20 protein-coding genes are annotated in these 26179 nt (G+C 58.1%); 10 read left to right on the top strand and 10 right to left on the bottom strand.

What is annotated here, in order from left to right; translation table 11 throughout:
• Positions 1-19 precede the first annotated feature (19 nt).
• From atpD to fdhD, 3 genes are all read left to right on the top strand, one after another.
• Positions 20-1474 carry a F0F1 ATP synthase subunit beta gene (gene atpD, locus ACQZ5Y_RS15930; RefSeq protein ID WP_003516750.1) on the top strand — a complete coding sequence of 485 codons (1455 nt, stop codon included), beginning with the start codon at positions 20-22 and terminating at the stop codon, positions 1472-1474.
• A 129-nt stretch (positions 1475-1603) separates the two neighbouring features.
• The gene (locus ACQZ5Y_RS15935; protein WP_003516751.1) at positions 1604-2014 is read left to right on the top strand and encodes a F0F1 ATP synthase subunit epsilon; all 411 of its coding nucleotides are present in this window, start codon (positions 1604-1606) and stop codon (positions 2012-2014) included.
• 275 nt (positions 2015-2289) lie between these two features.
• On the top strand, positions 2290-3105 hold the full coding sequence (gene fdhD, locus ACQZ5Y_RS15940) for a formate dehydrogenase accessory sulfurtransferase FdhD (RefSeq protein WP_174050089.1): 816 nt from the start codon (positions 2290-2292) through the stop codon (positions 3103-3105).
• Positions 3106-3148: 43 nt separating this feature from the next.
• On the opposite strand, the gene ACQZ5Y_RS15945 is transcribed toward fdhD, so the two are convergent.
• From ACQZ5Y_RS15945 to ACQZ5Y_RS15965, 5 genes are all read right to left on the bottom strand, one after another.
• Entirely contained in the window at positions 3149-4921 is a 1773-nt protein-coding gene (locus tag ACQZ5Y_RS15945; protein WP_419457024.1) for a methyl-accepting chemotaxis protein, read from the bottom strand.
• A 372-nt stretch (positions 4922-5293) separates the two neighbouring features.
• Positions 5294-5770 carry a chemotaxis protein CheW gene (locus ACQZ5Y_RS15950; RefSeq protein ID WP_003504949.1) on the bottom strand — a complete coding sequence of 159 codons (477 nt, stop codon included), beginning with the start codon at positions 5768-5770 and terminating at the stop codon, positions 5294-5296.
• 167 nt (positions 5771-5937) lie between these two features.
• Positions 5938-10098 carry a translocation/assembly module TamB domain-containing protein gene (locus ACQZ5Y_RS15955; protein ID WP_174050082.1) on the bottom strand — a complete coding sequence of 1387 codons (4161 nt, stop codon included), beginning with the start codon at positions 10096-10098 and terminating at the stop codon, positions 5938-5940.
• Between the two features lie 45 nt (positions 10099-10143).
• A complete protein-coding gene (locus ACQZ5Y_RS15960) occupies positions 10144-12069 on the bottom strand; it encodes an autotransporter assembly complex protein TamA (RefSeq protein ID WP_019566066.1) in 1926 nt (641 codons plus the stop codon).
• Positions 12070-12244: 175 nt separating this feature from the next.
• On the bottom strand, positions 12245-12496 hold the full coding sequence (locus ACQZ5Y_RS15965; RefSeq protein WP_003492347.1) for a YMGG-like glycine zipper-containing protein: 252 nt from the start codon (positions 12494-12496) through the stop codon (positions 12245-12247).
• A gap of 371 nt (positions 12497-12867) precedes the next feature.
• Between ACQZ5Y_RS15965 and hemA the strand changes: the two genes are divergently transcribed.
• Positions 12868-14085, top strand: coding sequence for a 5-aminolevulinate synthase (gene hemA, locus ACQZ5Y_RS15970; protein ID WP_174050079.1), 1218 nt, complete (start codon positions 12868-12870; stop codon positions 14083-14085).
• 35 nt (positions 14086-14120) lie between these two features.
• On the opposite strand, the gene dxr is transcribed toward hemA, so the two are convergent.
• Positions 14121-15314: a 1-deoxy-D-xylulose-5-phosphate reductoisomerase gene (gene dxr, locus ACQZ5Y_RS15975; RefSeq protein WP_112673185.1), complete on the bottom strand. Its 1194-nt coding sequence runs from the start codon at positions 15312-15314 to the stop codon at positions 14121-14123.
• Positions 15315-15477: 163 nt separating this feature from the next.
• Between dxr and ACQZ5Y_RS15980 the strand changes: the two genes are divergently transcribed.
• Together ACQZ5Y_RS15980 and ACQZ5Y_RS15985 are read left to right on the top strand one after the other, a co-directional pair.
• Positions 15478-16179, top strand: a complete 702-nt coding sequence (locus ACQZ5Y_RS15980; RefSeq protein WP_065662999.1) for a phosphatase PAP2 family protein — start codon at positions 15478-15480, stop codon at positions 16177-16179.
• 27 nt (positions 16180-16206) lie between these two features.
• On the top strand, positions 16207-17463 hold the full coding sequence (locus ACQZ5Y_RS15985) for an FAD-dependent oxidoreductase (RefSeq protein ID WP_019566070.1): 1257 nt from the start codon (positions 16207-16209) through the stop codon (positions 17461-17463).
• 6 nt (positions 17464-17469) lie between these two features.
• On the opposite strand, the gene ACQZ5Y_RS15990 is transcribed toward ACQZ5Y_RS15985, so the two are convergent.
• Genes ACQZ5Y_RS15990 through ACQZ5Y_RS16005 form a run of 4 tightly spaced genes read right to left on the bottom strand, consistent with a single transcriptional unit; the run spans position 17470 to position 21367 of the window.
• The gene (locus ACQZ5Y_RS15990) at positions 17470-18396 is read right to left on the bottom strand and encodes an ROK family protein (protein WP_019566071.1); all 927 of its coding nucleotides are present in this window, start codon (positions 18394-18396) and stop codon (positions 17470-17472) included.
• A 3-nt stretch (positions 18397-18399) separates the two neighbouring features.
• Entirely contained in the window at positions 18400-19566 is a 1167-nt protein-coding gene (gene nagA / locus ACQZ5Y_RS15995; protein WP_174050077.1) for an N-acetylglucosamine-6-phosphate deacetylase, read from the bottom strand.
• Entirely contained in the window at positions 19563-20585 is a 1023-nt protein-coding gene (locus ACQZ5Y_RS16000; protein ID WP_003516766.1) for an SIS domain-containing protein, read from the bottom strand. Before ACQZ5Y_RS16000 ends, nagA begins: the two co-directional genes overlap by 4 nt.
• Before the next feature lie 26 nt (positions 20586-20611).
• Entirely contained in the window at positions 20612-21367 is a 756-nt protein-coding gene (locus ACQZ5Y_RS16005) for a GntR family transcriptional regulator (RefSeq protein WP_013636867.1), read from the bottom strand.
• A gap of 439 nt (positions 21368-21806) precedes the next feature.
• Between ACQZ5Y_RS16005 and ACQZ5Y_RS16010 the strand changes: the two genes are divergently transcribed.
• The 4 genes from ACQZ5Y_RS16010 to ACQZ5Y_RS16025 are packed head-to-tail and all read left to right on the top strand — an operon-like array spanning position 21807 to position 26012.
• Positions 21807-22988 carry a Gfo/Idh/MocA family protein gene (locus tag ACQZ5Y_RS16010; RefSeq protein WP_003516769.1) on the top strand — a complete coding sequence of 394 codons (1182 nt, stop codon included), beginning with the start codon at positions 21807-21809 and terminating at the stop codon, positions 22986-22988.
• A gap of 12 nt (positions 22989-23000) precedes the next feature.
• Positions 23001-23885, top strand: coding sequence for a carbohydrate ABC transporter permease (locus tag ACQZ5Y_RS16015; protein ID WP_003516771.1), 885 nt, complete (start codon positions 23001-23003; stop codon positions 23883-23885).
• Positions 23882-24739 carry a carbohydrate ABC transporter permease gene (locus tag ACQZ5Y_RS16020; protein WP_003516772.1) on the top strand — a complete coding sequence of 286 codons (858 nt, stop codon included), beginning with the start codon at positions 23882-23884 and terminating at the stop codon, positions 24737-24739. Before ACQZ5Y_RS16015 ends, ACQZ5Y_RS16020 begins: the two co-directional genes overlap by 4 nt.
• Before the next feature lie 40 nt (positions 24740-24779).
• A complete protein-coding gene (locus ACQZ5Y_RS16025; protein WP_003516773.1) occupies positions 24780-26012 on the top strand; it encodes an extracellular solute-binding protein in 1233 nt (410 codons plus the stop codon).
• The last annotated feature ends 167 nt before the right edge of the window (positions 26013-26179 follow it).

The raw sequence follows: 26179 nt of genomic DNA on the forward strand, positions 1-26179 counted from the left end.
AGGAAAGAGGGTAAGGATAATGGCTAAGGCAGCTACCCCCAAGAAAACCGCAGCGGTGAACGGCGCGGGCAAGGTTACCCAGGTTATCGGCGCTGTTGTCGACGTGGCGTTCGAAGGCGAACTGCCTCCGATCCTCAACGCGCTCGAAACCGATAACAACGGCAACCGCCTGGTTCTGGAAGTCGCTCAGCATCTCGGCGAAAACGTCGTACGCACGATCGCAATGGACTCGACCGAAGGTCTCGTCCGTGGTCAGGTCGTCGCTGATACGGGCGCTCCGATCGAGGTTCCGGTAGGTCTGGAAACGCTCGGCCGCATCATGAACGTCATCGGTGAGCCGGTTGACGAAGCAGGTCCGATCGTAACGGCCAAGAAGCGCGCCATCCACCAGGACGCACCGTCTTACGTCGAGCAGTCGACTGAAGGCCAGATCCTCGTTACCGGCATCAAGGTCGTTGACCTTCTGGCTCCTTACGCCAAGGGCGGCAAGATCGGCCTGTTCGGCGGCGCTGGCGTTGGCAAGACGGTTCTCATCATGGAACTGATCAACAACGTCGCCAAGGCGCACGGTGGTTACTCGGTATTCGCCGGCGTGGGTGAGCGTACCCGCGAAGGTAACGACCTCTATCACGAAATGATCGAGTCGAACGTCAACAAGCTTGGCGGCGGCGAAGGTTCCAAGGCAGCTCTCGTTTACGGCCAGATGAATGAACCGCCGGGCGCCCGCGCTCGCGTCGCTCTGACCGGTCTGACGATCGCTGAGAACTTCCGCGACGAAGGCCAGGACGTTCTGTTCTTCGTGGACAACATCTTCCGCTTCACGCAGGCTGGTTCGGAAGTTTCGGCTCTTCTCGGCCGTATCCCTTCGGCTGTGGGCTATCAGCCAACGCTCGCAACCGACATGGGCCAGATGCAGGAACGCATCACCACCACGAACAAGGGTTCGATCACCTCGGTTCAGGCGATTTACGTTCCCGCCGACGACTTGACCGACCCTGCGCCGGCCACTTCGTTCGCGCACCTTGACGCAACGACGGTTCTGTCGCGTTCGATCGCAGAAAAGGGTATTTACCCGGCTGTTGACCCGCTCGACTCCACCTCGCGCATGCTCGACCCGATGATCGTCGGTGAAGAACACTACGAGGTTGCCCGTAAGGTTCAGTCGACCCTGCAGCGCTACAAGTCCCTTCAGGACATCATCGCCATCCTCGGCATGGACGAACTGTCGGAAGAAGACAAGCTGACGGTTGCCCGCGCCCGCAAGATCGAGCGCTTCCTGTCGCAGCCGTTCTTCGTTGCCGAAGTCTTCACCGGTTCTCCGGGCAAGCTCGTCGCACTCGAAGACACGATCAAGGGCTTCAAGGGCCTGGTCAACGGCGAATACGACAGCCTGCCGGAAGCAGCTTTCTACATGGTCGGTTCGATGGAAGAAGCCATCGAAAAGGCAAAGAAGCTGACTGCTGAAGCTGCCTGATTATGAATTGGCGGGCGCGTGGTTCGACCACGCGCCTTGCACACGATGACGGTGAAACCGGAACGGCTTTGCCGGCGTTTTAATAAACAAGTCCGTGACGCCCGCGTAATTGAAAAGAAGTGAATAGCCATGGCTGACAGTTTCAAATTCGATCTCGTTTCCCCGGAACGTCTGCTCGTTTCCGAAACGGTTACGGAAGTCGTCATTCCGGCTACGCTGGGTGAGATGACGGTTCTGGCCAATCACGCGCCCACCATGACGACGATCAAGCCGGGCCTGGTGACGGTGAAATTCGCCTCTGGCGAAACCCATAAATACGTCGTTTTCGGTGGTTTTGCCGATATTCTTCCGACAGGTTGCACGCTTCTCGCCGAATCCGCTGTTTCGGCTGACGATATGTCCCCTGACACGCTGCAGAAGCGCATCGATTTGGCCAAGGCCGAAATCCAGGAAGGCAATCATCACCACGAACATCTGACCAAGCTTGAAAAGCATCTCTACGAACTGACGAACCTGCATGAGGTTCTCGTCGCCGCTTGAAAGCACCGGGCGGGTTCGAAAGAATGACTGTCCACACAATATCCAAAACAAAAAAGCGGCCGTTTCGGTCGCTTTTTTGTTTTTGGCCACTGCCTGTTTTCTTAAGCAGGCAGAAAATCTGAGTTCTCGTTCCAGTAAAGCGTCTCGGTCTGCTCATTACGTTTGCGGAAATCGATTCCGAATTTCAGGGCGATAGGCTAGACATGAGGGTGAGAAGTAGCATCGCTGTTGTCGATCGAGAGCAGACGAGAAGTCATGTTTCTTGTCATGGAGGGATGATCGCCGTGTCGATAGAAGCCAGTTATCGAAGGGTCGCAAGATCCGCGCTGCGACAGGGCGCCCTCAGAACGGGTGAGCGCGCCGTGCCGGAGGAGGTGCCGGTTGCCTTTTCTTACGGCGGCAGCACCCATGCCGTGATGATGGCTAGTCCCGCTGATCTTGTCGATTTCGCCGTCGGCTTCAGCCTGACAGAGGGCATCATATCGGCACGCAGCGAAATCCGGGCGATAGAGGTCATTGAAGCCGGGCAGGGCTATGATGTCCAGGTGGATCTGATGGATGCCAAGGCTGATGCCCTGCGGGCGAGACGGCGGCATGTGGCAGGTCCGGTTGGTTGCGGTCTGTGCGGGATCGAATCCATAGAACAGGCGGTTCGCGTGGTCCCCGATCTCAGCGGCGTGAGAATGTCGATCCACGGTGATGACATCGTTGCCGCGGTGAAAGCACTGAGCGACGCACAAAGCCTCAACCGCGAAACGAGGGCCGTTCACGGTGCGGGTTTTTATAGTCCGCAAGATGGTTTGCTTGCGGTGCGCGAAGATGTCGGTCGCCACAATGCGCTCGACAAGTTAGCCGGTGCTGTCGTGAATGCCGGTATTTCCGCCAAGACAGGCATTGTTGCCGTCACCAGTCGCCTGTCCGTGGAGATGGTTCAGAAGACAGCGATCCTTGGTAGTCCGGTTATGGCAGCAATTTCGGCTCCTACCGCGCTTGCCATCGAAACCGCCGAGAGTGCGGGCATCACGCTTGTTGCGCTGGTGCGGGGTGAAGACTTCGAAATCTTCACCCGTGCGGACCGCGTCATTTTATAATGCCAGTTGCCGGCCGGCATTGGCATCCGGGCTTCGAAGCATACTAAAACTCCGCCCATTCGGGCGCAGCATTTCCGTGAGACCTTGCCGTTGTGTATCGCGGCTGTGGTGCTGTCAGCCTCGTTATTGCAGCGGGTCTTTTATTGATCGGCTGGGCGGATGATACCTGTCCTTCGCGCGATATTCTGAACTGCCGCAGCAATTCGTGCAGGTTGTCCGCTTCATTGGCGAGGCCGTGGCTGGCGGCAGTGGTTTCTTCCACCATGGCGGCGTTTTTCTGGGTCGCCTGATCCATAACGTTGACGGCCTGGTTGATTTCTCTCAGACCGTTGGCCTGTTCGCGCGAGGCCTCGACGATGGCCGAGACGTTGGCATCGATTTCGCCCATTTGCGATTGAATATCCCGCAGCGCACCGCCGGTTTTGCCAACCAGATCGACGCCATTGGCGACCTGTTCGCGGGAGGTGTTGATGAGGGACTTGATTTCCTTGGCAGCAACGGCGGATCGTTGCGCGAGTTCCCGCACCTCTTGGGCGACCACCGCGAAACCCTTGCCCGCTTCACCGGCACGAGCAGCTTCCACGCCCGCATTCAGCGCCAGTAGATTGGTCTGGAATGCGATGTCGTCAATGACGCCGATGATGTTGGTGATTTCACCGGAGGAGCGCGAAATCGCGTCCATGGCGGAAATTGCCTGCTGAACGACTTCACCGGAATGTTCGGCATGTTCTCTCGTGCGCAACACCAGTTTCCCGGCCTCGCCGGCGCGCTGGCTGGCATCGGTCACGGTGGTGGTAATTTGCTCCAGCGCCGCTGCGGTTTCTTCCAGCGAGGCGGCCTGCTGTTCGGTTCGCTGCGAGAGTTGATCGGCGGCTATGCGGATTTCACCCGAGCCGGATGCGATTGTCGAGGCATTGTGAGCGATCGTCTGCATGGTGGACTGAAGTTTGCCGACCACGTCGTTGAAGTCCTGGCGCAATTTCTCCATGCTGGGCACGAAGCTGCTATCGAGGCGCTGCACCAGGTCACCCTCGGCCAGTGCCTGCAAGGCATCGGCGAGAAGGGTGATGGCGCTCATACGCGGCGTCACGTCGGTTGCGAATTTCACAACCTTCACGACTTTGCCCGTCTCATCCAATACCGGGTTGTAAGCGGCCTGGATCCATATCTCCTTGCCATTCTTTCCATAGCGAACAAATTCGTCCGAGATGAATTCTCCGGATGCCAGCCGCGGCCAGAAATTGGCATAGGCTGGCGATGCTGCATAGGCCGGATCGCAGAACATACGGTGGTGCCGGCCTTCGATTTCCTTGAGGTCGTAGCTGACAGTGGCGCAGAAATTCGGATTGGCGGTAATGATCGTGCCATCCGGCAAAAATTCGATGGTGGCCTGGGAGCGTGAAAGCGCTTCGAGTTTGCCAGCATCTTCTAAAGCCTTGATCTTCTTGGCTGTGATGTCGGTCGCTATCTTGACAACCTTATAGGGTTTGCCTGACCTGAAGACGGGGTTGTAGGAGGCCTCGATCCATATGGTCGATCCATCCTTGCGTATGCGGCGATATTCCTTGCCCTGAAATTCGCCGCGCGCAAGAGATTCCCAGAATTCCTGGTATGCGTGCGATGCGACAAATTCCCGGTCGCAGAAGATACGATGATGCTTGCCGACGATCTCTGCGAGATCATAGCCCAGCGTCACACAGAAATTGCTGTTTGCCGTAAGAATATTGCCTTTAAGATCGAATTCTATGACTGCCTGCGATCTGGATATCGCATCGAGCATATTTCGATTGTCTGCGCTTTTCCCTAACCCCAGCATTAACGTCCCCCAAATAGCGGCCTCGGCGCGCGCTGCCGCACAGGAGGTGTGGTCGGCGCCGTATCATGTTGAACAACGAACAGGTTCTGCCGCCAAAGGCAGCAATGCAGGCACTTGCGACTTGTCAGCCTCGGTCAGGTATCGGAACCCGCGTGATGTGATGTAGGCGCGATACTGTTCGTCGGCTTTTAATATTAGATATCTATAATATTAAAATGTTCTTATTTAATAAAAGAGATGGTCATGAAAACAAAAACCGCCGGGCAGGTGCTCCGGCGGTTTGGTTCAATGGTCAATAGTCTCGTATTTGAGCCTTTGTTCTTAGGTTGCCTAAGAACGCGAACTGGCCGTCATGCAAAGGAATTGCAACGATCAGGCGGCGAGATCTTCCGCTTCGGTTCCCTTGAACATCTTTGCAAGGTTCAGGAAGCAGATCATGCCATGTTCGTTGGCAATGATGCCTTCGGAGTAGGACTTGTCGAAAGAGGCCGAGATTTCCGGAACCGGCTGGACCTGATTTGCCGGGATCGTCAGAATGTCCGAAACGCGATCGACGAGCATGCCGATGACCATGTTGTGCACTTCGGCCACCACGATGGCGCTTCTTTCATTTGCGACGGTGCTTTTCATTCCGAGTTTGTGTGCGAGATCGATGATCGGAATAACCGAACCGCGCAGGTTCATGACGCCGATGACGTCTTTCGGCGCGTGGGGAATGGGCGTTGAAGGCGCCCAGCCGCGAATTTCGCGGATAGTCGTCGTCTTCACGCAGAATTCCTGATCATGCAGGCGGAATGCGATGATTTCGAGCGTCTCGCCGCCAAAGTTGGTAGAGTTTATCATTGCCATCAGAATTCTTCCCAATGCTCGCTGTGGAGGCCAGCGCAAGTGCACCGACACTTGCATATGCGAATTTGGCGTTCTGCCTGGTGCCTGAACAGCCGGAAACAATATTTTCCGCCTTCAATGGAAGATTCGTAGCATGAGATGGTTTCGCAAACCTAAATGCGAAGACTTCAATATTCTTTCTCGTAAAATATACCGGCTGCACCTTCGCCATTACCGCCCGCTTCACCGCGCAGCTTCACGCCGCGCCCGACATCGAGGTTGATGATGGCCTTTGCGCCGGAATCGCCGCTTTGCTGCAGTTCGAGATAGGTTCGCTCGTTGAGATATTTGCCGGCGGAAACGCGGGCCTGGCCTTCCGAATCCGTCGAGATGTCGAGATCGTCGACACCGAGATTGCTTCGCAGCTTGTCGAACAACGAGGTGGAGCGCCCACCGGCAAGCTGGGCTGCCGCATCCGCCAGCCGCGCGATCTGCAAGGCCGAGAGCTTGGACATGGATTGGCCGAAGATCAGCTGTGCCATAACCTCATCCTGCGGCAGAGCCGGGGTTGAGGAGAAGGCGAATGTCGGGTCGTTGGCATTGCCGGAAACCGCAACGGTGATGGTGGCGGAACCAGCGGTGGACTGCGCCTCCATATCCAGAACCGGCACGAGGCCGCCGCCGAAGGTTATCTTGCCCGTATTGAAATCGAGACGGCGGGTGAGAATTTCGAGCCGTCCACGGCGCATTTCAAAACCGCCGGAGATGACGGGAATAGCTGCCGTACCGCGAATGGTCAGATTGCCGGTCAGTTCTGCGTCGATGCCGCGTCCGCGCACGAAGATGCCGCTCGGTGCGTTTACCTGAAGATCAAGATTGATAGTGGATGAACTGCCACTGCCACCCTGATCGTTACCGAGTGCCTTTACCTGCGCCCGCACCTGCGGCGGGGCGTTCTTGTGCTTGACGTCGATTTCCGTCAGCGAGGCTGGAAGTTTCTCCGGGATGGTGATGGCGCTTCTGTCCAGCGTCAGCTTGCCGCCAAGCACGGGCGAATTCAGAAGCGGACCCTTCAGCGTCAGCGTGCCGCTCACGATGGTCGTCACCAGCGTGCCATCATTGTAACCGGCGCGGTCCAACGTGATCGTGATGTCGGCTGGAAAGCCCGAACCGCCCGTTATACCGACGCTACCCGTTCCCGAGATCGTTCCGCCGCCAGCAAGCTTTCCCGTCAGCCGGGAGATGATGGCGCGATCACGATCGAAGGTGACCGTTGCAGCCAGCCCGTTGACCGTGAGGTTACGGCGCACATCGGTCAGTCGTGTACCATCGGTGGTGATGCTGCCGGTAACGACAGGCGCGGAAGCGCTGCCGGAAATCTTCACATCGATGGCGGCGGTGCCGTCCACATCGAGGCCCTGTGCTGCGGTTTGTGCGGCAACGGCGGAGAAGGGCAACCTCCCAGAAAAGGCCATGGAAAGCGGACGGTTACCGGCAATGCCGAGAGAGCCGCCGCCCGAAAGCGACATGCCGCCCTGACCGGTTACATTCGTATCGATCTGCAGGGTGCCGCCGGCGAAACGGCCGTTTGCCTTGATGCCGAGCGCTGCAAGCCCTGCCGCACGCGTCTGGGCAACCTCGGCATTCGTCCAGTTCAGATTATAATCGACCGCCGGGTCTGAAGCCGTGCCCTTGGCGCTGACTGTCCCGGATATACTCCCCGCCGCATCCAGCCCGGTGGCGAAGGCATTTGCGAGGTTCGCGGGAAGCGAGCGGATATTGGCGTTGATGTCGAGTGTCGAACCCGCCGTGCCGTTTACCTCGACGCGCCCGTCGCCGGTGATGATAGTCAGACCGGAGATGCGGGCCGTGCCGTTTTCGATCGCAATTGTACTCGGCTTTTCAAGCCGTACGGCAACGCCCTTGGGGGCGGCCGAGAAGGCATCGAGCCGCACGGTCATCGGCGATCCTGCGGTATTGGCACTGCCCTTTACCACGAGCGGCGCATTGTCGTAGCGTCCGTTGACATCGAAGTTGGTGGTCGTGCCGGAATGGCCAATGGTTGCATTCAGCGCCGAAATCGCCGCGGTGCCAGCATTGACGCTGTCGGCGCTGACCTTGCCGTTGATGGCGAGCGCCTGAAGGTCATCAATGGAGATATCGGCAGCGAGCTTCGAAATAACCGTTGTGCCCTGGCGGATAATGCCGCCATTCGCCTTTATCGTCGCGGCAATCCGGCCGTTATCGTTACTGAGTACGATGTCGCCGGCAATATCGCCATCTGCCTGTTGCGCGGCAAGTGCCGCCAGCAGGGCCAAGTCCGGGAAATTGAACGAAAGATTGCCAGATGGCAGGAATTGTTGCGAGAATTGCAGCTTCCCGTTCAAGATGTTGCGACCCACTGCCACATGAAGCTCGGGTATTGCCGTGCCGTTTTCTGTCTGCACCACATTGGCGTTGGCGTCGATCTTCTGCCGGTCGAGGCTGCCGCTGGCGGTCAGTTTTGCCTGCGGTGCGGCCGGATCGGCCTTGCCTGCGGCATTGACCTTCAGGGCTTCAAGCTTCCGTCCGGCAAGAGTGGCACTTTCGGAGCTTAAGGTGACATTGAAGTCGGGCGCGGCAAGCGCGCCGCTGGCTTCAATTGCAAAATCGGCAACGCCCTTTGCCTGTGGCGTCAGTTTTTCGAGAGCGGGAAACTTGCCCGTCAGATTGGCGCTCAACGCGTCGTCTTCAAGACTGACATCACCTGTCGCTTCAATTGTTCCGGATTTGACCACGAGGTTTTGAACGCTTGTGCGCCCGCCAATGATCAGGTCGATATCGCCCTGCAAAGCTATGGTGGTATCGAATTTTTCCGCCAGCGCTGGCGGCAGGGTGGCGGGCAACGCGAAGAGCTGCACGCTGGATGTCAGGCGATTGTTGGCGAGGTCGAAACTGCCGTTCAGCGTTCCGCCGACACTGGCGCTCTCCAGCGTCGCGCCGTCAAAGCCGATGGTCGACGAGGTGAGGCTGACCGGCGCCTTGATGGTGACCGGCGCACGCACCAGCCGGTCGATATCCGGGCTGACGAATGACGATTGTGCCACGGAGAGAATGGTGTCGATGGTGCCGCTGCGATCGGCAATGTTGAGATTGCCGCTCCTGGCCGTCAGCTTGACATCATCAAGCCTACCCTGTGGCAGGGAAAGGCTGCGCAACGATGCCGTGGTGTTGAGATGAGCGGCGTCAGCGTTGCCTTTCAGGGAAAGATCAATGCCATTGATGAGGGCCTGGATCTCGCCATTGTTCAGCGGCCAGCGGAAATCCACTGGCCCGGCGGTGCCGATGAGATTGGCACTAAGATCGTTCTGGCCGTTCGGATCCACGGTGCCCGAGGCCGTCAGCAGCAATGTACCGGTTTCCAGCGTGCTGCTGCCGATTTCGATGCGCCCCTGTGGTGAGAGCGTGGCGTTTGCATCAAGTTTCGTCTCGCCGGCAAAAAGCTGCCGGAAAGCGGGGGGCAGAAGCAGATCGGGCTGGCCGCCGCCTGCGACCTCGATACGCCGCGTGCCGTCGTCTCCAAGTAGATGGTGGCCGGTGACGTTGAGCACGGGGTTGCCGGCGACGTTGCCGCGCAGAGTGCCGGTCCAGTCAGAAAGCGGACCTTCACCGTTCACATCGATCGCCACGGCGGGTGTGCCCGGAAGCGAGAGCAGCGTGGCCAGAAGCCCGCCCTCGGGCTCCTTCATCTCCGCTTTCAACTTCAAGACATTTTCATTCGGCAGAAACGCGATGTCCGCATTGATGGCAGCGTCCGGCGTGCTCTGCCGGTGGGCGGTGAGCGATAGCCTGATATCGTCCTGCGCGGCCTTGAGATTGCCCTCGGCGGTCAGCTCGAAGTCGCGGCCAAGAAGGGATTGTCCGAGGCTAATATCGGGGAAATCGAAACTGTCGATGTCGATTTCAATCGGCAGGGACGAACTGCCGGAGCTTTTGGTCGATGTTTGCTCAGCGGGAAGCGGTTTGCGATCGACATCAATCGATCCGGCCGACACCCGGTCGGCGTGGAAGGTTCCGGCAAGAAGCGAGAGCGGCGACCAGTCAACGGCGATCTGGTTCACGCGGGCGTAAGGTCCCTGCCGATCCGAAAGGGTGACATTATCGAGCCACAGGCGACCGGTCAAAAGACCGCTGGGTGGAGAGATTTCGATTGTCTGGTCGGGCGTGGAAACGAGCGATGAAATCTGCTTTGCGGCAATTCTTGCACCCATCGGGGTAAGACCGACGAACAGAACCGCAAGCAACACCAGCACCACGCCGCAAAGAGCAGCGTAGCCCAGCCATTTCAGCAATCGAATCAACGTTGTCATCAAGCGTAATCTACACTTTGTTGCTAGGGTGTTCGATGGCGGCGTTTAAAAAGACTGGCCGATGCCAGCATAAATGCCGAAATTGTTGCCACCATCATATTTTTCAAGCGGCATGGCGACATCAAGACGCAAAGGCCCAAAGGGCGTTGCGTAACGCAAACCAATACCGGCGCCAGCCCGGATATCGGAGAAATCAGGGGTCACGCTGTCGGATACCACACCCGCATCGATGAAGGGCACGATTCCGATCGTATCGGTGACCTTGATACGGGCTTCGATGGAGCCAACCACGTAAGAGCGGCCGCCAGTTGCATCACCGGCTGCATTATAGGGCGATATTTCCTGGTAGCTATAGCCGCGGACGGATCCACCGCCGCCGGCATAAAAGCGCCTTGTGGTCGGTATGTCCTGCAGATTGCTGCCGCCGACGAGCACGCCGCCGGAAAGCTTTCCGGCCATGATCAAGCGATCTTCGGCGCCGAGTCCCTTATAACCCGAAATAGAGCCTTCAAAGGAGGAAAAGAAAGTGCCGTTCAGCGCTTCGTAGCTGGGCTTGGCGGCCACCGATGCACGAAAGCCTTCAGTGGGGTTGAGCTTGTCGTCGCGCGTATCGCGAACGAATTCCAGCGGTATGGAGGTGGTCAGATATTTGTTCTTGCCGAATGCGTCTTCGGTATCTGCCCACTGCACCTCGAGACCGGCGGCTGCGGTATCGGTGTCGTTCAGCTCATAACTGAAACCGGCGGCTCCAGTTATGGTCTTGGCCTCATAGGTATCGGGATGTTCGGTCTTGGCGATCAGGCTGGTCTTGAATGTGGTGCGCGGGTTGAACATGCCGGGCTTTGTGAAGGTGATGCCCGCCGAATAGTCCATGCCTTCAACGCTCGATGCTTCGGCGATGCGTGAAACCGAACCCTCGATCCGCAGCGATTCCGCCTGCCCGAACAGGTTCCTGTGGCCCCAATACCCCTGGAGGCCAATGCCTTCCGTGGTGGAATATTGTGCGCCGACGCCGAAATAACGGTGCTTGCCCTCTGACACCTCGATGGTGAGCGGAATGGAGCCATCGCGCGACAGCGTTCCTGCTTCCTTGATTGTCAGGCTGGAAAAGACGCCGAGCTGGCGTAGCCGGTCTGCGGCCTTGCGCAGTTTTTCCGGCGAGTAGGGTTCGCCGCCATTGAGGCGCGAATAACGGCGGATGAAGTCGCCGTCGACGGTTTTTTCGCCGGTGACGGTAACCGCGCCGAGGGGTGCCACGGGGCCACCTTCGGCAGCCATGGTAATATCGACCGTGTTCGTCGCGTGGTTTGCGACGGCCTCGCGTTTCGTCAGCTTCGCAAGCGGGCGGCCTTCGGCTTTCAGATCATCGATCAGCTTGTTGCCGGCGCGGATGATTGCCAGAGATCCGGCATCGCCGCCGGTGACGAGACCGTATTCTTCAAGGTTGCGGCCCGTCACATCGCCCTCGAGCCTGATATTGCCGAGCGTGAAGACCGGGCCGGGGGTGACGGTTATGACCACGGGCACCGGAGCGGAGTGATCGAACACCGGATTGGGTGGCAGATCGTCCACATCCTTGCCGGCGACCGTGACCTTGACGATGCCGCCATATCGGGCGTTTTCGTAAAGCGCTGCGATCAGCCTGTCCCTGTCATCACGCGCCTTGATCAGAAGGCCGAGATCGCCGGAGGCCGGTTTGTCCTTGTCGGCCAGAAGAAGCGAGCTGTTTTCCAGGCTGCCTTTGAGAGATTTGTCTGCATCGGCAGCATTCAGCGTCACGGCATATTTGACCGGATTTATAACTTCGATCTCCGGTTCTTCCGAACCCCAGAGACGCACGCCGAACAGCTTGAAAGCAAAAGCATCGCGAGTAAACGCCGGGTACAGGGCGAACGTAACGGCAACCGCAAGAGCGGTGCCAGCTTTCCGATACGCAATACCTGTCTTCGGGTTAGTCCGTGTTCTTCGCATAAGCTGCTTTATGGTTGAGCATTTATTATGGCTCTGACCCGTTTCCTGTCCGTTAACAGTGCAGTTTAATCATAAATAAACGGCGTTGAGGACCCTTCGGACTGTGTTTTGCCCGCCTTAACGCAAAAAGCCCCGGATGACCGGGGCTTCTGTGCAACGGTATCTCGTGCAGCTATTAACGGCAACGCGCCGTGTAACGCTGACCGTACTGGTCGCGATAATAGCAATAGCCCGGTTCGGATGCATTGCCGATCAACGCGCCGCCAACGCCACCGATCGCCGCGCCCACTGCCGCGCCACGAACGTTGCCCGTGATAGCGCCGCCCAGGACCGCACCGGAAACGGCACCGATCGAAGCACCCTTTTCAGTCTGCGTGCAGCTTGCAAGCGACAGGCCGACCAGCGCAAATATGATTGCCTTTTTCATGAAACTCTCTCCAACGTTACAATGAGCTCTTCGGCTCGGTAGGCGTCCCATATTTATCTGCGGCGACTGCTACCTCCGACCGCCACAGATAACTAACAATTCGATACCGTTTAGGGAAGCCTCCTCTTTCAGGCGTTCTTCCGCGCGTAAATCGATTGCGTCCCAAACAACGGCGCCGTTTGAAAAAGGTTCCAAATTTCCGGGTTTTTTGATGTGAATCAATTTTGTACTTTTCATCGGCGTCTATAAACGGTTTATTGGAATGGTTCAAAACAACGGCGAATTGACGCAGACGTGGTTAAAGCAGCTCGCAAGGGTTGACGGTCCCGGTGTCGAGGCAGAAAACGATCTGGTCAATTCTGGAGCATGGCATGGACTTCGAGGCATTTTTTACGACGGAACTGCAGAGCCTGCATTCTGAGGGACGCTATCGCGTTTTTGCGGATATCGAACGCCAGCAGGGCAATTTTCCCCGCGCGACACGGTACAACGCCAATGGCGAGCGCAAAGACGTAACCGTCTGGTGTTCCAACGATTATCTGGGCATGGGCCAGAGCCCCAAAGTCATCGAAGCCATGAAAGCCGCCATCGATCACTGTGGCGCGGGTGCGGGAGGCACCCGCAACATTTCTGGGACCAACCATCATCACGTCCTGCTGGAACAGGAACTTGCCGATCTGCACGGCAAGGAATCGGCGCTGATCTTCACGTCGGGTTACGTTTCCAACTGGGCGACACTCGGCACACTTGGCCAGAAAATTCCGGGCCTCATCATTTTCTCCGATGCGCTCAACCATGCCTCGATGATCGAAGGCATCCGTTACGGCCGTTGCGAGCGGGTGATCTGGAAACACAATGATCTCGAAGATCTCGAGGCAAAGCTCAAGGCAGCCGATCCAAGCGCGCCGAAGCTCATCGCCTTTGAATCCGTCTATTCGATGGATGGCGATATCGCCCCGATCAAGGAAATCTGCGATCTTGCCGATCGTTATGGCGCCATGACCTATCTCGACGAAGTCCATGCCGTTGGCATGTACGGACCGCGCGGCGGCGGCATTGCCGAGCGCGAAGGCCTGATGGATCGCCTGACGATCATCGAGGGAACGCTCGGCAAGGCTTTCGGCGTGATGGGCGGTTATATTGCCGGGTCCACGGCGGTCTGTGATTTTATCCGTTCTTTCGCCTCCGGTTTCATCTTCACGACGGCCCTGCCGCCGTCGCTCGCTGCCGGCGCAATCGCCTCGATCCAGCATCTGAAGGCAAGCCCCTTTGAGCGCGCCCGCCATCAGGACCGGGTGCGCAAGCTGCGGGGGCTTCTGGATGCACGCGGCATTCCACATATGGACAATCCCAGCCATATCGTACCGGTCATGGTGGGCGATGCCGCCAAGTGCAAATGGATTTCGGATATCCTGCTCGACAATCACGGCGTCTATGTGCAGCCGATCAACTACCCGACCGTGCCGCGCAAGACCGAGCGCCTGCGCATCACACCGACACCGCTGCACACCGATGCCGACATCGAACAGTTGGTGGGCGCGTTGCACCAGCTCTGGTCGCATTGTGCGCTGGCGCGTGCCGTGGCTTAAGGCCGCAGTTCAAACAAGAGAAAATCTGGCCGCGTTTACGCGGCCTTTTCTTTGCTGGCGATCAGTTCCCGCGCGTGATTGCGGGCTTCCCCGTCCGCCGAAAATACGTCTTCAATGCTGTTGGCTGATCGGCCGTCATGCATGCGGTCCATGACCGTTTCGACGATTTCGGCCATATCGAGAAAACCGATGCCGCCTTCGACGAAGGCGTGAAAGGCGGTTTCTTCGGCGGCATTCAGGGCCGCGCCCTGCAAGCCTCCGCGCTCCAGCGCCGTGCGCGCCAGTCGGAGTGCTGGAAACCGGGTTTCATCAGGCGCTTCGAAATCGAGCCGCGCCAGTTTGGCAAAATCCAGGCGCTCGACATTGAGATTGCCGCGCTCAGGGTAGGTGAGGGCATAAGAGATGGCGGTGCGCATATCGGGCGAGCCGAGCTGGGCGATATAGGAGCCATCCGTATAACCCACCATCGAATGTATGATCGACTGCGGATGAACGATCACCTCCACCTGCTCGGGCTTGAGATCGAAGAGATATTTCGCCTCGATCATTTCCAGCCCCTTATTGAACATGGAGGCGCTGCCGATCGATACCTTCAACCCCATCGACCAGTTGGGATGTGCGCGGGCGATATCTGCCGTGACATTGGCCATCTGCTCACGCGACCAGGTGCGGAACGGTCCGCCGGACGCGGTGAGTACGATGCGCTCCACGGCCTGTTTGTGATCGCCCGTCAGGCACTGGAAGATCGCGCTGTGTTCGCTATCGACCGGGATCAACCTGCCGCCGCCCTGTTTGACCGTGCGCAGGAAAACGTCGCCTGCTGAAACGAGGCATTCCTTGTTGGCAAGCGCTATGTCTGCGCCGCGCCGTGCGGCTGTCAATGTCGGGGCAAGACCAGGTGTTCCGGCAATCGCTGCCATTACCCAGCCGGCCTCCATCGAGGCCGCTTCTTCGAGGCCGGATTTTCCCGCCGCAACCTCAATGCCGGTGCCGGCAAGGGCCGCTTTCAGCGCTTCGTATTTGCCATCCTCGGCGGTTACCGCAAGCTGCGCGCCGAATTCACGCGCCTGTTGCGCCAGAAGATCGATGTTTCCGGCGCCGGTGAGCGCCAAAACCTCGAATTGTCTGCGACCACCCAGCTGACGGACGACATCCAGTGTGTTCGTACCGATCGAACCCGTCGAACCCAATATCGTCAGCCTGCGTGGCATTTCACTGGTATCTGTCATCTTCCGTCCGTCGGTCGTTTCCGGTTGCCCGAAACCGATGCATAGTTTCTGGCGACATGCACTAGCCTCTACTCGTGAAAACCCGTCATAACAAGGACACAGCCGGGCTATTGTTTTTGCGGATGGCAAAGCCATATGCAAGAAAAACGATGAGAGAATATTGATGCGACGTTTTCTGGTTTCCAGCGGTTGGATTTTTGCGGCAAGCCTTGTGCTGGTTCTGGTCTTTATTCCTTTCGACCCACGCCTTTCGGAACATGCTCAAGCCCTGCCGGGAAGGATAGTTTCCTTCAATCGCTCCATTACCGATTTCGGTACTTTCAGCTGGATGCTTTATTCCACCGGCGCTCTTGCCATCCTCGCCTATGTCGGCGCGCGGGTCCTGCAGGCGCGGACCTACGCCGGGCGGCTGAGAACGGCATGGCGGCTTCTCGCTTACTTCTTCCTGACGATCGGAACGGCGAGCATATTGGTCCACACGCTGAAATTCCTGATCGGGCGGGCGCGGCCGGAGCTTTTTCTGGAAATGGGTGCCTATAGCCTCACGCCTTTTACCGGTGACAATCTTTATGAGAGCTTCCCGTCAGGCCATTCGACGGCTGCCGGAGCGTTTTTCGGTGTTTTCGCCATGCTGATGCCGCGCTTCCGCTGGGCGTTCCTGCTGCTTGCGCTTGTCATTGGTGTTTCACGCGTCATCGTCGGCGCGCATTATCCAAGCGATGTGGCCGCCGGACTGTTGCTTGGCATGTGGACGGCCATGGCCTTCGCCTTTATCTTTGCCCGGTCCGAAATGCTTTTCCGTTTCGATGCACATGGTTGGCCACAGCCGAAAAATGCAAACCTGCCGCCGGCGGATGCACGATAGAGACGTTTAACGGACAGGGGGGCGGTGATGGAAGAAGCGAAAGTCGTGCCGAAGAATGACGGCAGGGCCGTTCAGCACATCCGCACGTCCGTTGTCGTGGCCGGTGGCGGGCCGGCCGGCCTGATGCTTGGCCTTTTGCTTGCCCGCAGCGGTATAGACGTAACGGTTGTCGAGAAACATGGAGATTTTCTGCGCGATTTTCGCGGCGACACCATTCACCCCTCCACGCTTGAACTGATGGAGCAGCTGGGTTTCGCCGAGGAGTTCCTGAGCTTCCCGCATACGCGTGCGCCACGGCTGAACGCAGTCATCGGCGGCGAGCGTATCACGATCGCAGATTTTTCGCGGCTGCCGGTCCATCATCGTTTCATTGCCTTCATGCCGCAATGGGATTTTCTCAATTTTATCGTCGGCAAGGCCGGGCAATATGAGAATTTCCGGCTGCTGATGAATGCGCCGGTAACCGGCCTGATCGAGAGCGACGGGCGTGTTGGTGGCCTCATGGTCAATACGCCGGAAGGCCCAATCGAGATCGCCGCTGATCTGGTGGTGGGCGCGGATGGCCGCAACTCCATCGTCCGCGAGGCGGCGGGACTTGAAGTACAGCACTTCGGCATCCCGACCGAGGTGCTTTGGATGCGCCTTTCGAGACAGCCGGGTGATCCGGCCGACACCATGGGCCATGCGGGTTCGCGGCAGGGTTTCGTGATGATCAACCGCGGTGACTACTGGCAATGCGGGTACGTGGTGCGCAAGGGCTTTTTCGCTGACATGAAGATTGAGGGACTTGAAGCCTTCAGGAACCGGGTTGCGGAAATCTGCCCTTTCCCGCGCGAGAGGCTCGACGAAATTACGAGCTGGGATGACGTGCATCTGCTCACCGTCCGTATCGATCGGTTGAAGCGCTGGTGGAAGCCCGGCCTGATCTGCATCGGCGATGCGGCCCATGCCATGTCGCCCGTCGGCGGTGTCGGCATCAATCTTGCCATTCAGGATGCGGTTGCTGCGGCCAATGTTCTGGTGCCGGTATTCACATCCGGCCGGACCATTGCCGATGATGACCTCGCCGCCATAGAGAAACGGCGATCCTTTCCAACCAAGGCCACGCAATTCTTGCAGCGGATGATGCGTGTCGGTCGCAAGAAAGAGCAGACGGAAACGGCGGAAAAGCCGAAAGGCCCACCCGCCATCGTGCGGGCGATCATGCGGTTTCCACTTTTTGCCCATCTGACCGGCAGGCTGGTGGGGTTGGGCTTTCGTCGGGAAAAGATCGAGACGGTGTGACGCGGCTTAAACCGCGTTCACGATTTCCTTCGCATATTTCAGCCCGATAACGGCGGAACCAATCAGCCCCGGCTCGATCCGGCAAATGGCAGGCACGACGAGCGGCCTGTCGAAGCGCCTGAGAATGCGGCCCCTGACGGCTTCGTCCAGAGCTGTCACGAGTTCCCTTGAATTCGAAAGCCCGCCGCCGACGGGCACGATGGTTGCGCCGGTGACATTGATCACCATCGCCAGCGGCGAGGCGAGAATATCAATGAGTACATCGATGGTTCTTGCGGCTTGCGCATCGCCTGCCTGCCAGGCGGCAATAATATCCTCACTGGTCATATCCTGCCCGTGAAGATGCAGATGCAGCTTTTCCATGCCGCGCGCGCTGCCGATCGCGTCGACACAGCCGGTAAGGCCGCAACCGCATTCGAATCGCGGCAGCGATACCGGTGGATTGCCGGCCAATGTCGCGGCCACTGGCCCATGTCCCCACTCGCCAGCGAAGCCGCCGTCGCTGTTGATGAGCTTGCCGTCAATCACCAGCCCGCCGCCGACACCTGTTCCAAGGATAACGCCGAAGACGACGCGATGTCCTTGTCCGGAGCCGATTTCCGATTCGGCGATCACGAAACAATCCGCATCGTTCGAAACGATAACGGGAAGGTTCAGGGCTTTTTCCAGATCGTCTTTTAACGTTCTGCGGTGAATGCTGGGAATATTGGCGACTGTCGCCTTTCCCGTATCAAGATCGATGACGCCTGCGATCGACAGTGATACGCAGTCGGGTGTGCCGCCGCTGTTGTCGATGACGGATTTCAAGCCGGCAGCGAAGTCTTCGAAGCTGGTTTTGGGCGTTGGTATACGCGGTACGGGGCGAATATCGTCCGGGGCATGGGCAATCGCGCCCTTGATGGTCGTTCCGCCGATATCGAAACAAACGATCATGGTTCAGACTCCGGAACGTGTGGCATCGTAGATTTTTTCTCCGCCAATCCATGTTGAATGCATCTGGAGGTCTGGTGTCAGCATCACGAAATCAGCATCGAAACCGGCCAGGAGTTTTCCCTTGCCGGAGGCGCCGATTGCCTGCGCCGGATAGGCGGATGCCATTCGCAAAGCTTCTTCCAGCGGCATTTCCATCTTCTCACGCATGAAGCGGATGCAGGAGAGCATATCTATATCCGCTCCCGCCAGCGTGCCGTCGGCCAATGTTAGCCGTCCACCGTTGCGATAGACGCGCCGGCCGTTCAGTTCGAAACCGTCATCATCCGTGCCGATAGTGGACATGGCGTCGGTGACAAGGAAGATGCGGGCCGGGCCATTCTTGGCGCGCAGCGCAATGCCGATTGCGGCCGGATCGACATGGAATCCGTCGGCTATAAGCCCGCAATGCAACTTGCCGTTCGAAAGTGCGGCCCCGACCAGCCCCGGCTCGCGGTGGCCAAGCGGGCTCATGGCATTGAAGAGATGCGTTACCATGGATGCGCCTGCATCAGCATAGGCCGTCGCAACATCGAGACCGGTGTCGGTATGGCCGAGGCTGACGACGATGCCGGCGTCGCTGAGTGCTGCAACCTGCTCGACAGTAACATTTTCCGGCGCAATGGTTGTCAGCACGAAGGGGAGTTCCACCTTGCAGCCGGTTAGGACTGCGAGGTCGTCTGTCTCCATCTTGCGGATCAACGCCGGATCATGCGTGCCCTTGCGCGCGACGGAAAGATGCGGCCCCTCGAAATGCAGGCCGAGGAAACCGGGCACATGCTCCTTGCCCGCGGCAATCCCCGCCTGCGCCGCCCTGAAAGTCACGTCCGACCGGTCGGTGATGAGCGTAACCATCAAAGCCGTCGTGCCGAACTGGGCGTGGGCGGAGCAGATGCGGGCAATGCCAGCCACATCCGGCTGGTTGTTGAACATGACGCCGCCACCGCCATTGACCTGAAGGTCGATGAAGCCCGGCGCGATCAATAGTCCATCTGTATCGATCACTTCGGCGTCGGCAGGCACGCTGTCCAGGACAGCGGCAACGCGCCCTTCGCGGATCAGGAGCACCTTGTCATCATGCCATTCGGCGCCATCGAAAATGCGGGCGCCGACAAATGCCTTTATGCCGCTCATTGGGTCTCAGTCACCTTTTTCAATGCCACGGGAGCATCCGGGTTGAAGCCTCTTGCGCGCGACAATTGCTCGATGAAGCCGTAAAACGGTGCGATAAGCAGCAATGCATCGGTCAGGGGATGGTTGGTTTCCACGAATGGCAAGGGCTTGGCCGGGCTACCCTTGGCAGATGTGACGAAAACATTGGCGCCTTTATGGGCAAGGCTTGCGGCAATATCCGTAACGGAGGTCTCGGCGCGGTCGCGCGCGGCAAAGGCGATTACCGGAAATTTCGGTGCGACCAGCGAAACCGGGCCGTGCATGACTTCTGCTGACGAATAGGCTTCCGCGTGCAGCTCGCAGGTTTCCTTGCATTTCAGCGCGGCTTCCGCGGCAATCGCAAGGGCGGGGCCGCGGCCCAGCATATAAAGTGAATCCTCACCCTTTACAGCCTCGCCAATATGGCTCCAGTCAAGCGCGATCGCCTTGGCGAAATTCTGCGGCAGGGTGCTGACGGCCTTCGCGAGCAGGCTGTCTTCCGTCCATTCGGCAAGGATGGCCAGACCGGCGACAATGGAGTTGACGAAGGACTTGGTTGCGGCAACTGCCTTTTCCGGTCCCGCCTGGATGTCGATGGCGTGATTGGCTGCGTCTCCAAGGGGGGAGGGCAGGGTGTTCACGAGGGAGAAGGTAAGCGCTCCGCCCTTGCGGGCACTTTCCGCCAAAGCGACGATGTCAGGGCTTTTGCCCGATTGCGATACGGCGAAGGCTGCCGCCCGTTCCAGCCGCAGTTTCGTCTGGTAGATCGAGGCGAGCGAAGGGCCGAGCGAGGCGACTGGAAGCCCTGTCTGTAACTCGATCGCATATTTCAGGAAATGCGCGGCGTGATCGGACGATCCGCGGGCAATGGTGACGATAACGGCCGGGTCACGGGCTTTCAGCTTGTCTCCGGCCTGCCGGAAGTCGGCACTGGTATTGTCCAGCAGACGGGCGACGGCATCGGGAATCTCGTTGATTTCCTGGCGCATCAGGGTTGTCATCGTTTTCTGTCCTTGGTCGATGTGTTTCAGTCGGAGGTCATCGTCAGTTCGGCGACGAGGTCGTAGGCGTCGCTGCGATAAAGGGCGCGCGATATTTCCATGAGGCGGCCGCTTTCGAGATAGGCCATGCGCTGGACGGAAAGTGCAGCAGACCCGGGGGGAACTCCAAGCAGCATCGTTTCCTCATCCGTAAGGTTGCGCGCAGAGATGCGCTGGATGGCGCGGACGGGGCGAATATCGCTTTTCGCAAGCTCCTGATAAAGCGAGTTTTCCACCAGCTGTGGGTCCGGCAGAATATCGCCCGGCAGGCTCGTGACTTCGAGCGCGATCGGCTGGTCGTTGGCAAGGCGCAGTCGCGTCAACCGGGCAACCATGGCGGATTGGGAAAGGCCGAGAGCCATCATCTCGTCACCGGTCGGGTAAAACAGGCCTCTTTCAAGCCAGCGCGTGCTCGCCACCATTCCCCGGCGGCGCATATCCTCTGTAAACGAGGTAAGCTTGGTCAACGGCTGCTGCATACGGGTGATGGGTTTGACGACAAAGGTGCCCGACCCATGCCTGCGGACGAGAAGTCCGTCGCGAACGAGATCGTCCACAGCCTTGCGCACCGTGACGCGGCTGACGCAGGCGCTTTCGGCAATGTCGCGCTCGGGCGGCAGGGCATCGCCATGTTTGAGGCGGCCGCCATTGATGGCGTCTTCAATCGTCTGACGCAGTTTCAGGTAAAGCGGGCCGCCGCCTCCTGATTGCAGGTCGTCCAGATTAAGCACTGCCCCGTTCATCCATAACCTCTGTCACAATCGATGTGGCGAATTCCGGCTATACCATATGCGTCACAATCGGCAATACCAAAATAGAACCATTAGTGGATTTGTACGATTAATCGGTGGTTTTTTCGATCATTTGCTGAATAATGTGGCCTGTTGCTTGAAATTTCCGCATTAACCAAAAAAAATTTCCGGCAATTGGAATTGCTATAGACGATTGGCATTTTTTTGGTATTGTTTTTGTATCAGTGGCTGACGGCGCTCTATCTTGCGCCTGTCTCCGCTGGGGAAATCGGTCTCCGGTCCTCACTAGGATTTGCGAGATCGAATTTAACTTGACCGTTATGAAAATTAATTTCATCGTGGCGGAAAATTATCGCAGATATCAGAATAACCAGCACAGAAATGGTTGCCTCTGCGAAAATGAATTACGAGTGAACAGGGAACAAAGTTCATGAAGGTGGGAATTATCGGACTCGGATTCCGTCTCGGTTATCTGGGCTACGTTTTTCACGAGATCGACAAGGATTTCGAGATCGTCGGTTATGTCGATCCTGCCCCGGCCGGTCTGCCGGGTCTTGAGGAAAAGGGCATTTCGGCTGGCAAGGCCTATGACAGCCCCGAGGCGCTGATTGCCGGCGAGACATTCGACCTTTTGATGATCGGCTCACCGAACCATATGCATCTGGAGCATATCCGCATCGGGCTTGAAGCCGGTTGCACCATCTTCTCGGAAAAACCCATCGTCGTCAGCATCGAGGAAAGCCTCGAACTCGCCCGGTTGCTCAACAAGCATGGACATGAGCGGCTGCTGGTCGGTCTGGTCCTGCGTTACTCGCCGCTTTACCGCGATCTGCGCGCCGCGCAGGCCGAAGGCAAGCTGGGTGACGTCGTATCCATTGAGGCTTCGGAACATATCCCGCCCTATCATGGCGCGTTCTTCATGCGCGACTGGCGGCGTTACGAGAACTATTCCGGCTCCTTCATGCTGGAAAAATGCTGCCACGACCTCGATCTCTATAATGGCGTGGTGGGTGCCCGGCCGCGTTTCGTGTCGAGCTTTGGCGGGCGCAAGAGCTTCACGCCTGCAAATGCTCCGCAAAATGACGGCATCAACGACATGGAAGTCTACCATCGCAAGCCGAGCGGCTGGATGGGTTCCGACAAGGTTTTCGACAGCGACGGCGATATCATCGACTACCAGACCGCGATCGTCGAATATGAAAATGGCGCATCGCTCGCCTTCCATACCAATCTGAACGTTCCCGACGATTTCCGCCGTTTCTGTGTCATCGGCGCCAAGGGCATGGCCGAGGGCGATTTCGTGCGCGGCTTCCTGAACGTGCACAATGCCCGCACCAACGAAAAGACCGTTGCCAAGACCTATTCGGCGGCAACCGTGCTCTCCCAGCATTATGGCGCGGATGAGCAGATGGCCGAGGACGTGATCAACCATGTCGTCAAGGGGACGCCCCTGCCGGTTTCCGCGCTCGACGCGATCGAGGCCGGTATTCTGGCGCTCGCCATGGACGAGGCGCGCCATGGCCGCAAGGTGGTCGATCTCAAGCCGGTGTGGGAGGAATATGATCTGGCACTCCACGGGCAGTTGAAGTCGCCCGCCGTGAAATCGGCTTAAGGGGGCGCTGCGATGGATGCGAAACGCAGCGCGGTCATCTTTGCCTGGCTTCTTCTTTTGCCGGCGCTTTTATACATCACTGTTATTGTTGCTTATCCGCTCGTCGATACCTTCATCCTGTCCTTCACGGACGCGTCGTTGAAAAAGACGACGAACTGGGTGGGTTTCATCAATTACGAGAAGATCTTCAACGAGACTTTCGCCGGGGTCATCACGCGGACCTTTATCTGGACCTTCTTTTCCGTCTCGATAAAGATGATCATCGGCACCTTCGGTGCGGTGTTGCTGAATTCGGCCGTTCCCGGTCGGGCCCTGTTTCGCATCCTGACGATGCCGCCATGGATCGTGCCGATGGCTATCGGCATCTTCATGTGGGGCTGGATGTATAACGGCCAGTTCGGCATGATTTCCGGTGTTCTCCAGAACCTTGGCCTGGTGGACGGTCCAGTCGCCTTCCTCGCCTATGGCAGCACGGCTTTCTGGGCGACCATCATCACCGACGTATGGATCGGCGTGCCGATGGTGACGCTTTATCTGCTGGCGGCAATTCAGGCCATTCCGCAGGATCTTTACGAGGCAGCCTGGACCGACGGCGCCAGCCGCACCTACCGCTTCCGCCGCATCACGTTGCCGCTGATGCTGCCGGCCATGATTACCATGTCGATGATCTCGCTGATTTCGACCTTCAATTCCTTCGACATCATCTGGATCCTGACACAGGGCGGACCGACGGGCCAGACGACGACCATGATCATCGACACCTACAAGACGGCGATCGGTTCCTACAAATACGGTGAGGGCGCGGCGCGTGCAGTGCTGATCTGCATCTTCCTGTCCATATTCACCTACTTCTACTTCCGCATCACCAGCCGTATCTCGCAGGAGACCAGCCGATGACCGACAAAAATGCGATGATCAACCGTTACAGATGGTATGAGATCGTCGGGATTTATTGCGGCATCGCCGTATTCCTGACCTTCGTGCTGGCGCCGTTTGTCGAAGGGTTTCTGGTTTCGCTGAAACCGCTCAGCCTGCTTTTTTCGTCACCGTATAAGTTTTGGCCGGAAAACGGCTCCTTCGAAGCTTATCGGACCATGTGGGTTAGCGTTCCCGGCTTTGCCCGCTACGTCTTCAACTCCTTCTTCATCTCGACAATATCGACCATCATCGTTCTGCTTCTGGTGGTGCCGGCGTCCTATGCTTTCGCGCGGTTCCAGTTTCGCGGTCGCGGGCAATTGCTCGGCGCGTTTCTGGCGATCAACATGTTCTCCGGTGCGGTGCTTTTGATCCCGCTTTACCGGCTGATGCGCAATATGGGCGTCCTGAACACCTATCTGGCGATGATAATTCCCGGCGCCGCCTTTTTGATCCCCACTGCCATCTGGCTTTTGCGAACCTACATGCTGCGCATTCCGCGCGAACTGGAAGAGGCGGCCTATGTGGACGGCGCGAGCTATTTCTATACCTTCCGCCGGGTGATCCTGCCGCTTGCGATGCCTGGCATCGCCGTCGTGTCCATCACCACCTTCATCGGTGCTTATGCGCAGCAGTTCATCTTCGCGCTCACCTTCAATTCCAAGACCGAATATATGCCGCTGCCCATCGGCCTGTTTGCCTATTTCGGTCGTCAGGAAGTCGTCTGGAATGAGTTGATGGCGGCCAGTTTCGTCGGCATTGCGCCGGCCATGGTCGTCATCTTCTTCATGCAACGCTATCTCGTCAGCGGGCTTACCGCAGGCGCGGTGAAATAATCAACAATAGGAACGACCACCAGAAAACGGGAGACTATCTATGGCACTGAAACATTACGGATTGGCGCTTTGCGCCTTCGCATTTGCCGGTTCCACTGCCCTTGGCACGGTGGCGGCACACGCCGCCGACAAGGAGATCAGCTGGATCTATTGCGGCGACAAGATGGACCCCATCCATGAAAAATACATCAAGGAATGGGAAGGCAAGAATGCCGGCTGGAAGGTCGTTCCGGAAGTCGTCGGCTGGGCGCAGTGCCAGGACAAGGCAACCACGCTCGCAGCCGCCGGCACTCCGGTCGCCATGGCCTATGTCGGTTCGCGCACGCTGAAGCAGTTCGCACAGAACGACCTCATCGTTCCGGTGCCGATGACCGAAGACGAAAAGAAGACCTATTATCCTAACATCGTCGACACGGTTACCTTCGAGGATACGCAGTGGGGCGTGCCCGTCGCCTTCTCGACCAAGGCGCTCTATTGGAACAAGGACCTCTTCAAGCAGGCCGGTCTCGATCCGGAAGTGCCGCCGAAGACCTGGGCTGAAGAGATCGCCTTTGCCAAGCAGATCAAGGAAAAGACCGGTGTCGCCGGTTATGGTCTGCCCGCCAAGACCTTCGACAACACCATGCACCAGTTCATGCACTGGGTTTACACCAATAACGGCAAGGTTATCGACGGCGACAAGATCACCGTCGACAGCCCGCAGGTTCTTGCAGCTCTGAAGGCCTACAAGGACATCACGCCTTACTCCGTCGAAGGTCCGACGGCCTACGAGCAGAACGAAATCCGCGCCATCTTCCTCGATGGCAAGGTTGGCATGATCCAGGCGGGATCGGGTGCCGCAACTCGCCTGCAGGAAACCAAGATCAACTGGGGTATCGCAACCCTGCCGCTCGGCCCTGAAGCCAAGGGTCCCGGCACGCTGCTCATCACCGACAGCCTCGCGATCTTCAAGGGAACCGGTGTCGAAGAAAAGGCGACCGAATTCGCCAAGTTCATCACTTCTCCCGGCCCGCAGGGCGAATACGAACTGCAGGGCGGCGCTGGCCTGACCCCGCTTCGTCCGTCGCCGAAGGTTGATGAGTTCATCGCCAAGGACCCCTTCTGGAAGCCGCTGATCGACGGTATCGCCTATGGCGGTCCCGAGCCGCTCTTCACTGACTACAAGGGCTTCCAGGACACGATGATTGAGATGGTGCAGTCTGTCGTTACCGGCAAGGCGACACCGGAAGATGCCGCAAAGAAGGCATCTGCCGCTCTCGAGCAGTACAAGTAATCCACATTTATACGGTTGCGGGCGCACGTCGCCCGCAACCTCATAATTCGTTGCGAGAATACCCGCCGCTATGACGGCAGGAGCTTCTCGTGTGTTTTAACGGTTCCGATAAGGCGCGATTTTTCCGTGTCGCGGAACGTCTCTGAACGCAGCCTGATGTCGGCTGG

The organism is Agrobacterium sp. A3-95 (assembly GCF_053521785.1).

Excerpts from the sequence above, each read along its gene's own strand:
- ACQZ5Y_RS15965 (WP_003492347.1), bottom strand. The coding sequence starts at position 12,496 with ATGAAAAAGGCAATCATATTTGCGCTGGTCGGCCTGTCGCTTGCAAGC.
- ACQZ5Y_RS15935 (WP_003516751.1), top strand. The coding sequence starts at position 1,604 with ATGGCTGACAGTTTCAAATTCGATCTCGTTTCCCCGGAACGTCTGCTC.
- ACQZ5Y_RS16010 (WP_003516769.1), top strand. The coding sequence starts at position 21,807 with ATGAAGGTGGGAATTATCGGACTCGGATTCCGTCTCGGTTATCTGGGC.
- ACQZ5Y_RS15960 (WP_019566066.1), bottom strand. The coding sequence starts at position 12,069 with ATGCGAAGAACACGGACTAACCCGAAGACAGGTATTGCGTATCGGAAA.
- atpD (WP_003516750.1), top strand. The coding sequence starts at position 20 with ATGGCTAAGGCAGCTACCCCCAAGAAAACCGCAGCGGTGAACGGCGCG.
- ACQZ5Y_RS15990 (WP_019566071.1), bottom strand. The coding sequence starts at position 18,396 with ATGATCGTTTGTTTCGATATCGGCGGAACGACCATCAAGGGCGCGATT.
- ACQZ5Y_RS16025 (WP_003516773.1), top strand. The coding sequence starts at position 24,780 with ATGGCACTGAAACATTACGGATTGGCGCTTTGCGCCTTCGCATTTGCC.
- ACQZ5Y_RS16015 (WP_003516771.1), top strand. The coding sequence starts at position 23,001 with ATGGATGCGAAACGCAGCGCGGTCATCTTTGCCTGGCTTCTTCTTTTG.
- ACQZ5Y_RS15985 (WP_019566070.1), top strand. The coding sequence starts at position 16,207 with ATGGAAGAAGCGAAAGTCGTGCCGAAGAATGACGGCAGGGCCGTTCAG.
- ACQZ5Y_RS16000 (WP_003516766.1), bottom strand. The coding sequence starts at position 20,585 with ATGACAACCCTGATGCGCCAGGAAATCAACGAGATTCCCGATGCCGTC.
- ACQZ5Y_RS16005 (WP_013636867.1), bottom strand. The coding sequence starts at position 21,367 with ATGAACGGGGCAGTGCTTAATCTGGACGACCTGCAATCAGGAGGCGGC.
- ACQZ5Y_RS15950 (WP_003504949.1), bottom strand. The coding sequence starts at position 5,770 with ATGGCAATGATAAACTCTACCAACTTTGGCGGCGAGACGCTCGAAATC.
- ACQZ5Y_RS15945 (WP_419457024.1), bottom strand. The coding sequence starts at position 4,921 with ATGCTGGGGTTAGGGAAAAGCGCAGACAATCGAAATATGCTCGATGCG.
- ACQZ5Y_RS16020 (WP_003516772.1), top strand. The coding sequence starts at position 23,882 with ATGACCGACAAAAATGCGATGATCAACCGTTACAGATGGTATGAGATC.
- hemA (WP_174050079.1), top strand. The coding sequence starts at position 12,868 with ATGGACTTCGAGGCATTTTTTACGACGGAACTGCAGAGCCTGCATTCT.
- ACQZ5Y_RS15980 (WP_065662999.1), top strand. The coding sequence starts at position 15,478 with ATGCGACGTTTTCTGGTTTCCAGCGGTTGGATTTTTGCGGCAAGCCTT.
- fdhD (WP_174050089.1), top strand. The coding sequence starts at position 2,290 with ATGATCGCCGTGTCGATAGAAGCCAGTTATCGAAGGGTCGCAAGATCC.
- nagA (WP_174050077.1), bottom strand. The coding sequence starts at position 19,566 with ATGAGCGGCATAAAGGCATTTGTCGGCGCCCGCATTTTCGATGGCGCC.
- ACQZ5Y_RS15955 (WP_174050082.1), bottom strand. The coding sequence starts at position 10,098 with ATGACAACGTTGATTCGATTGCTGAAATGGCTGGGCTACGCTGCTCTT.
- dxr (WP_112673185.1), bottom strand. The coding sequence starts at position 15,314 with ATGACAGATACCAGTGAAATGCCACGCAGGCTGACGATATTGGGTTCG.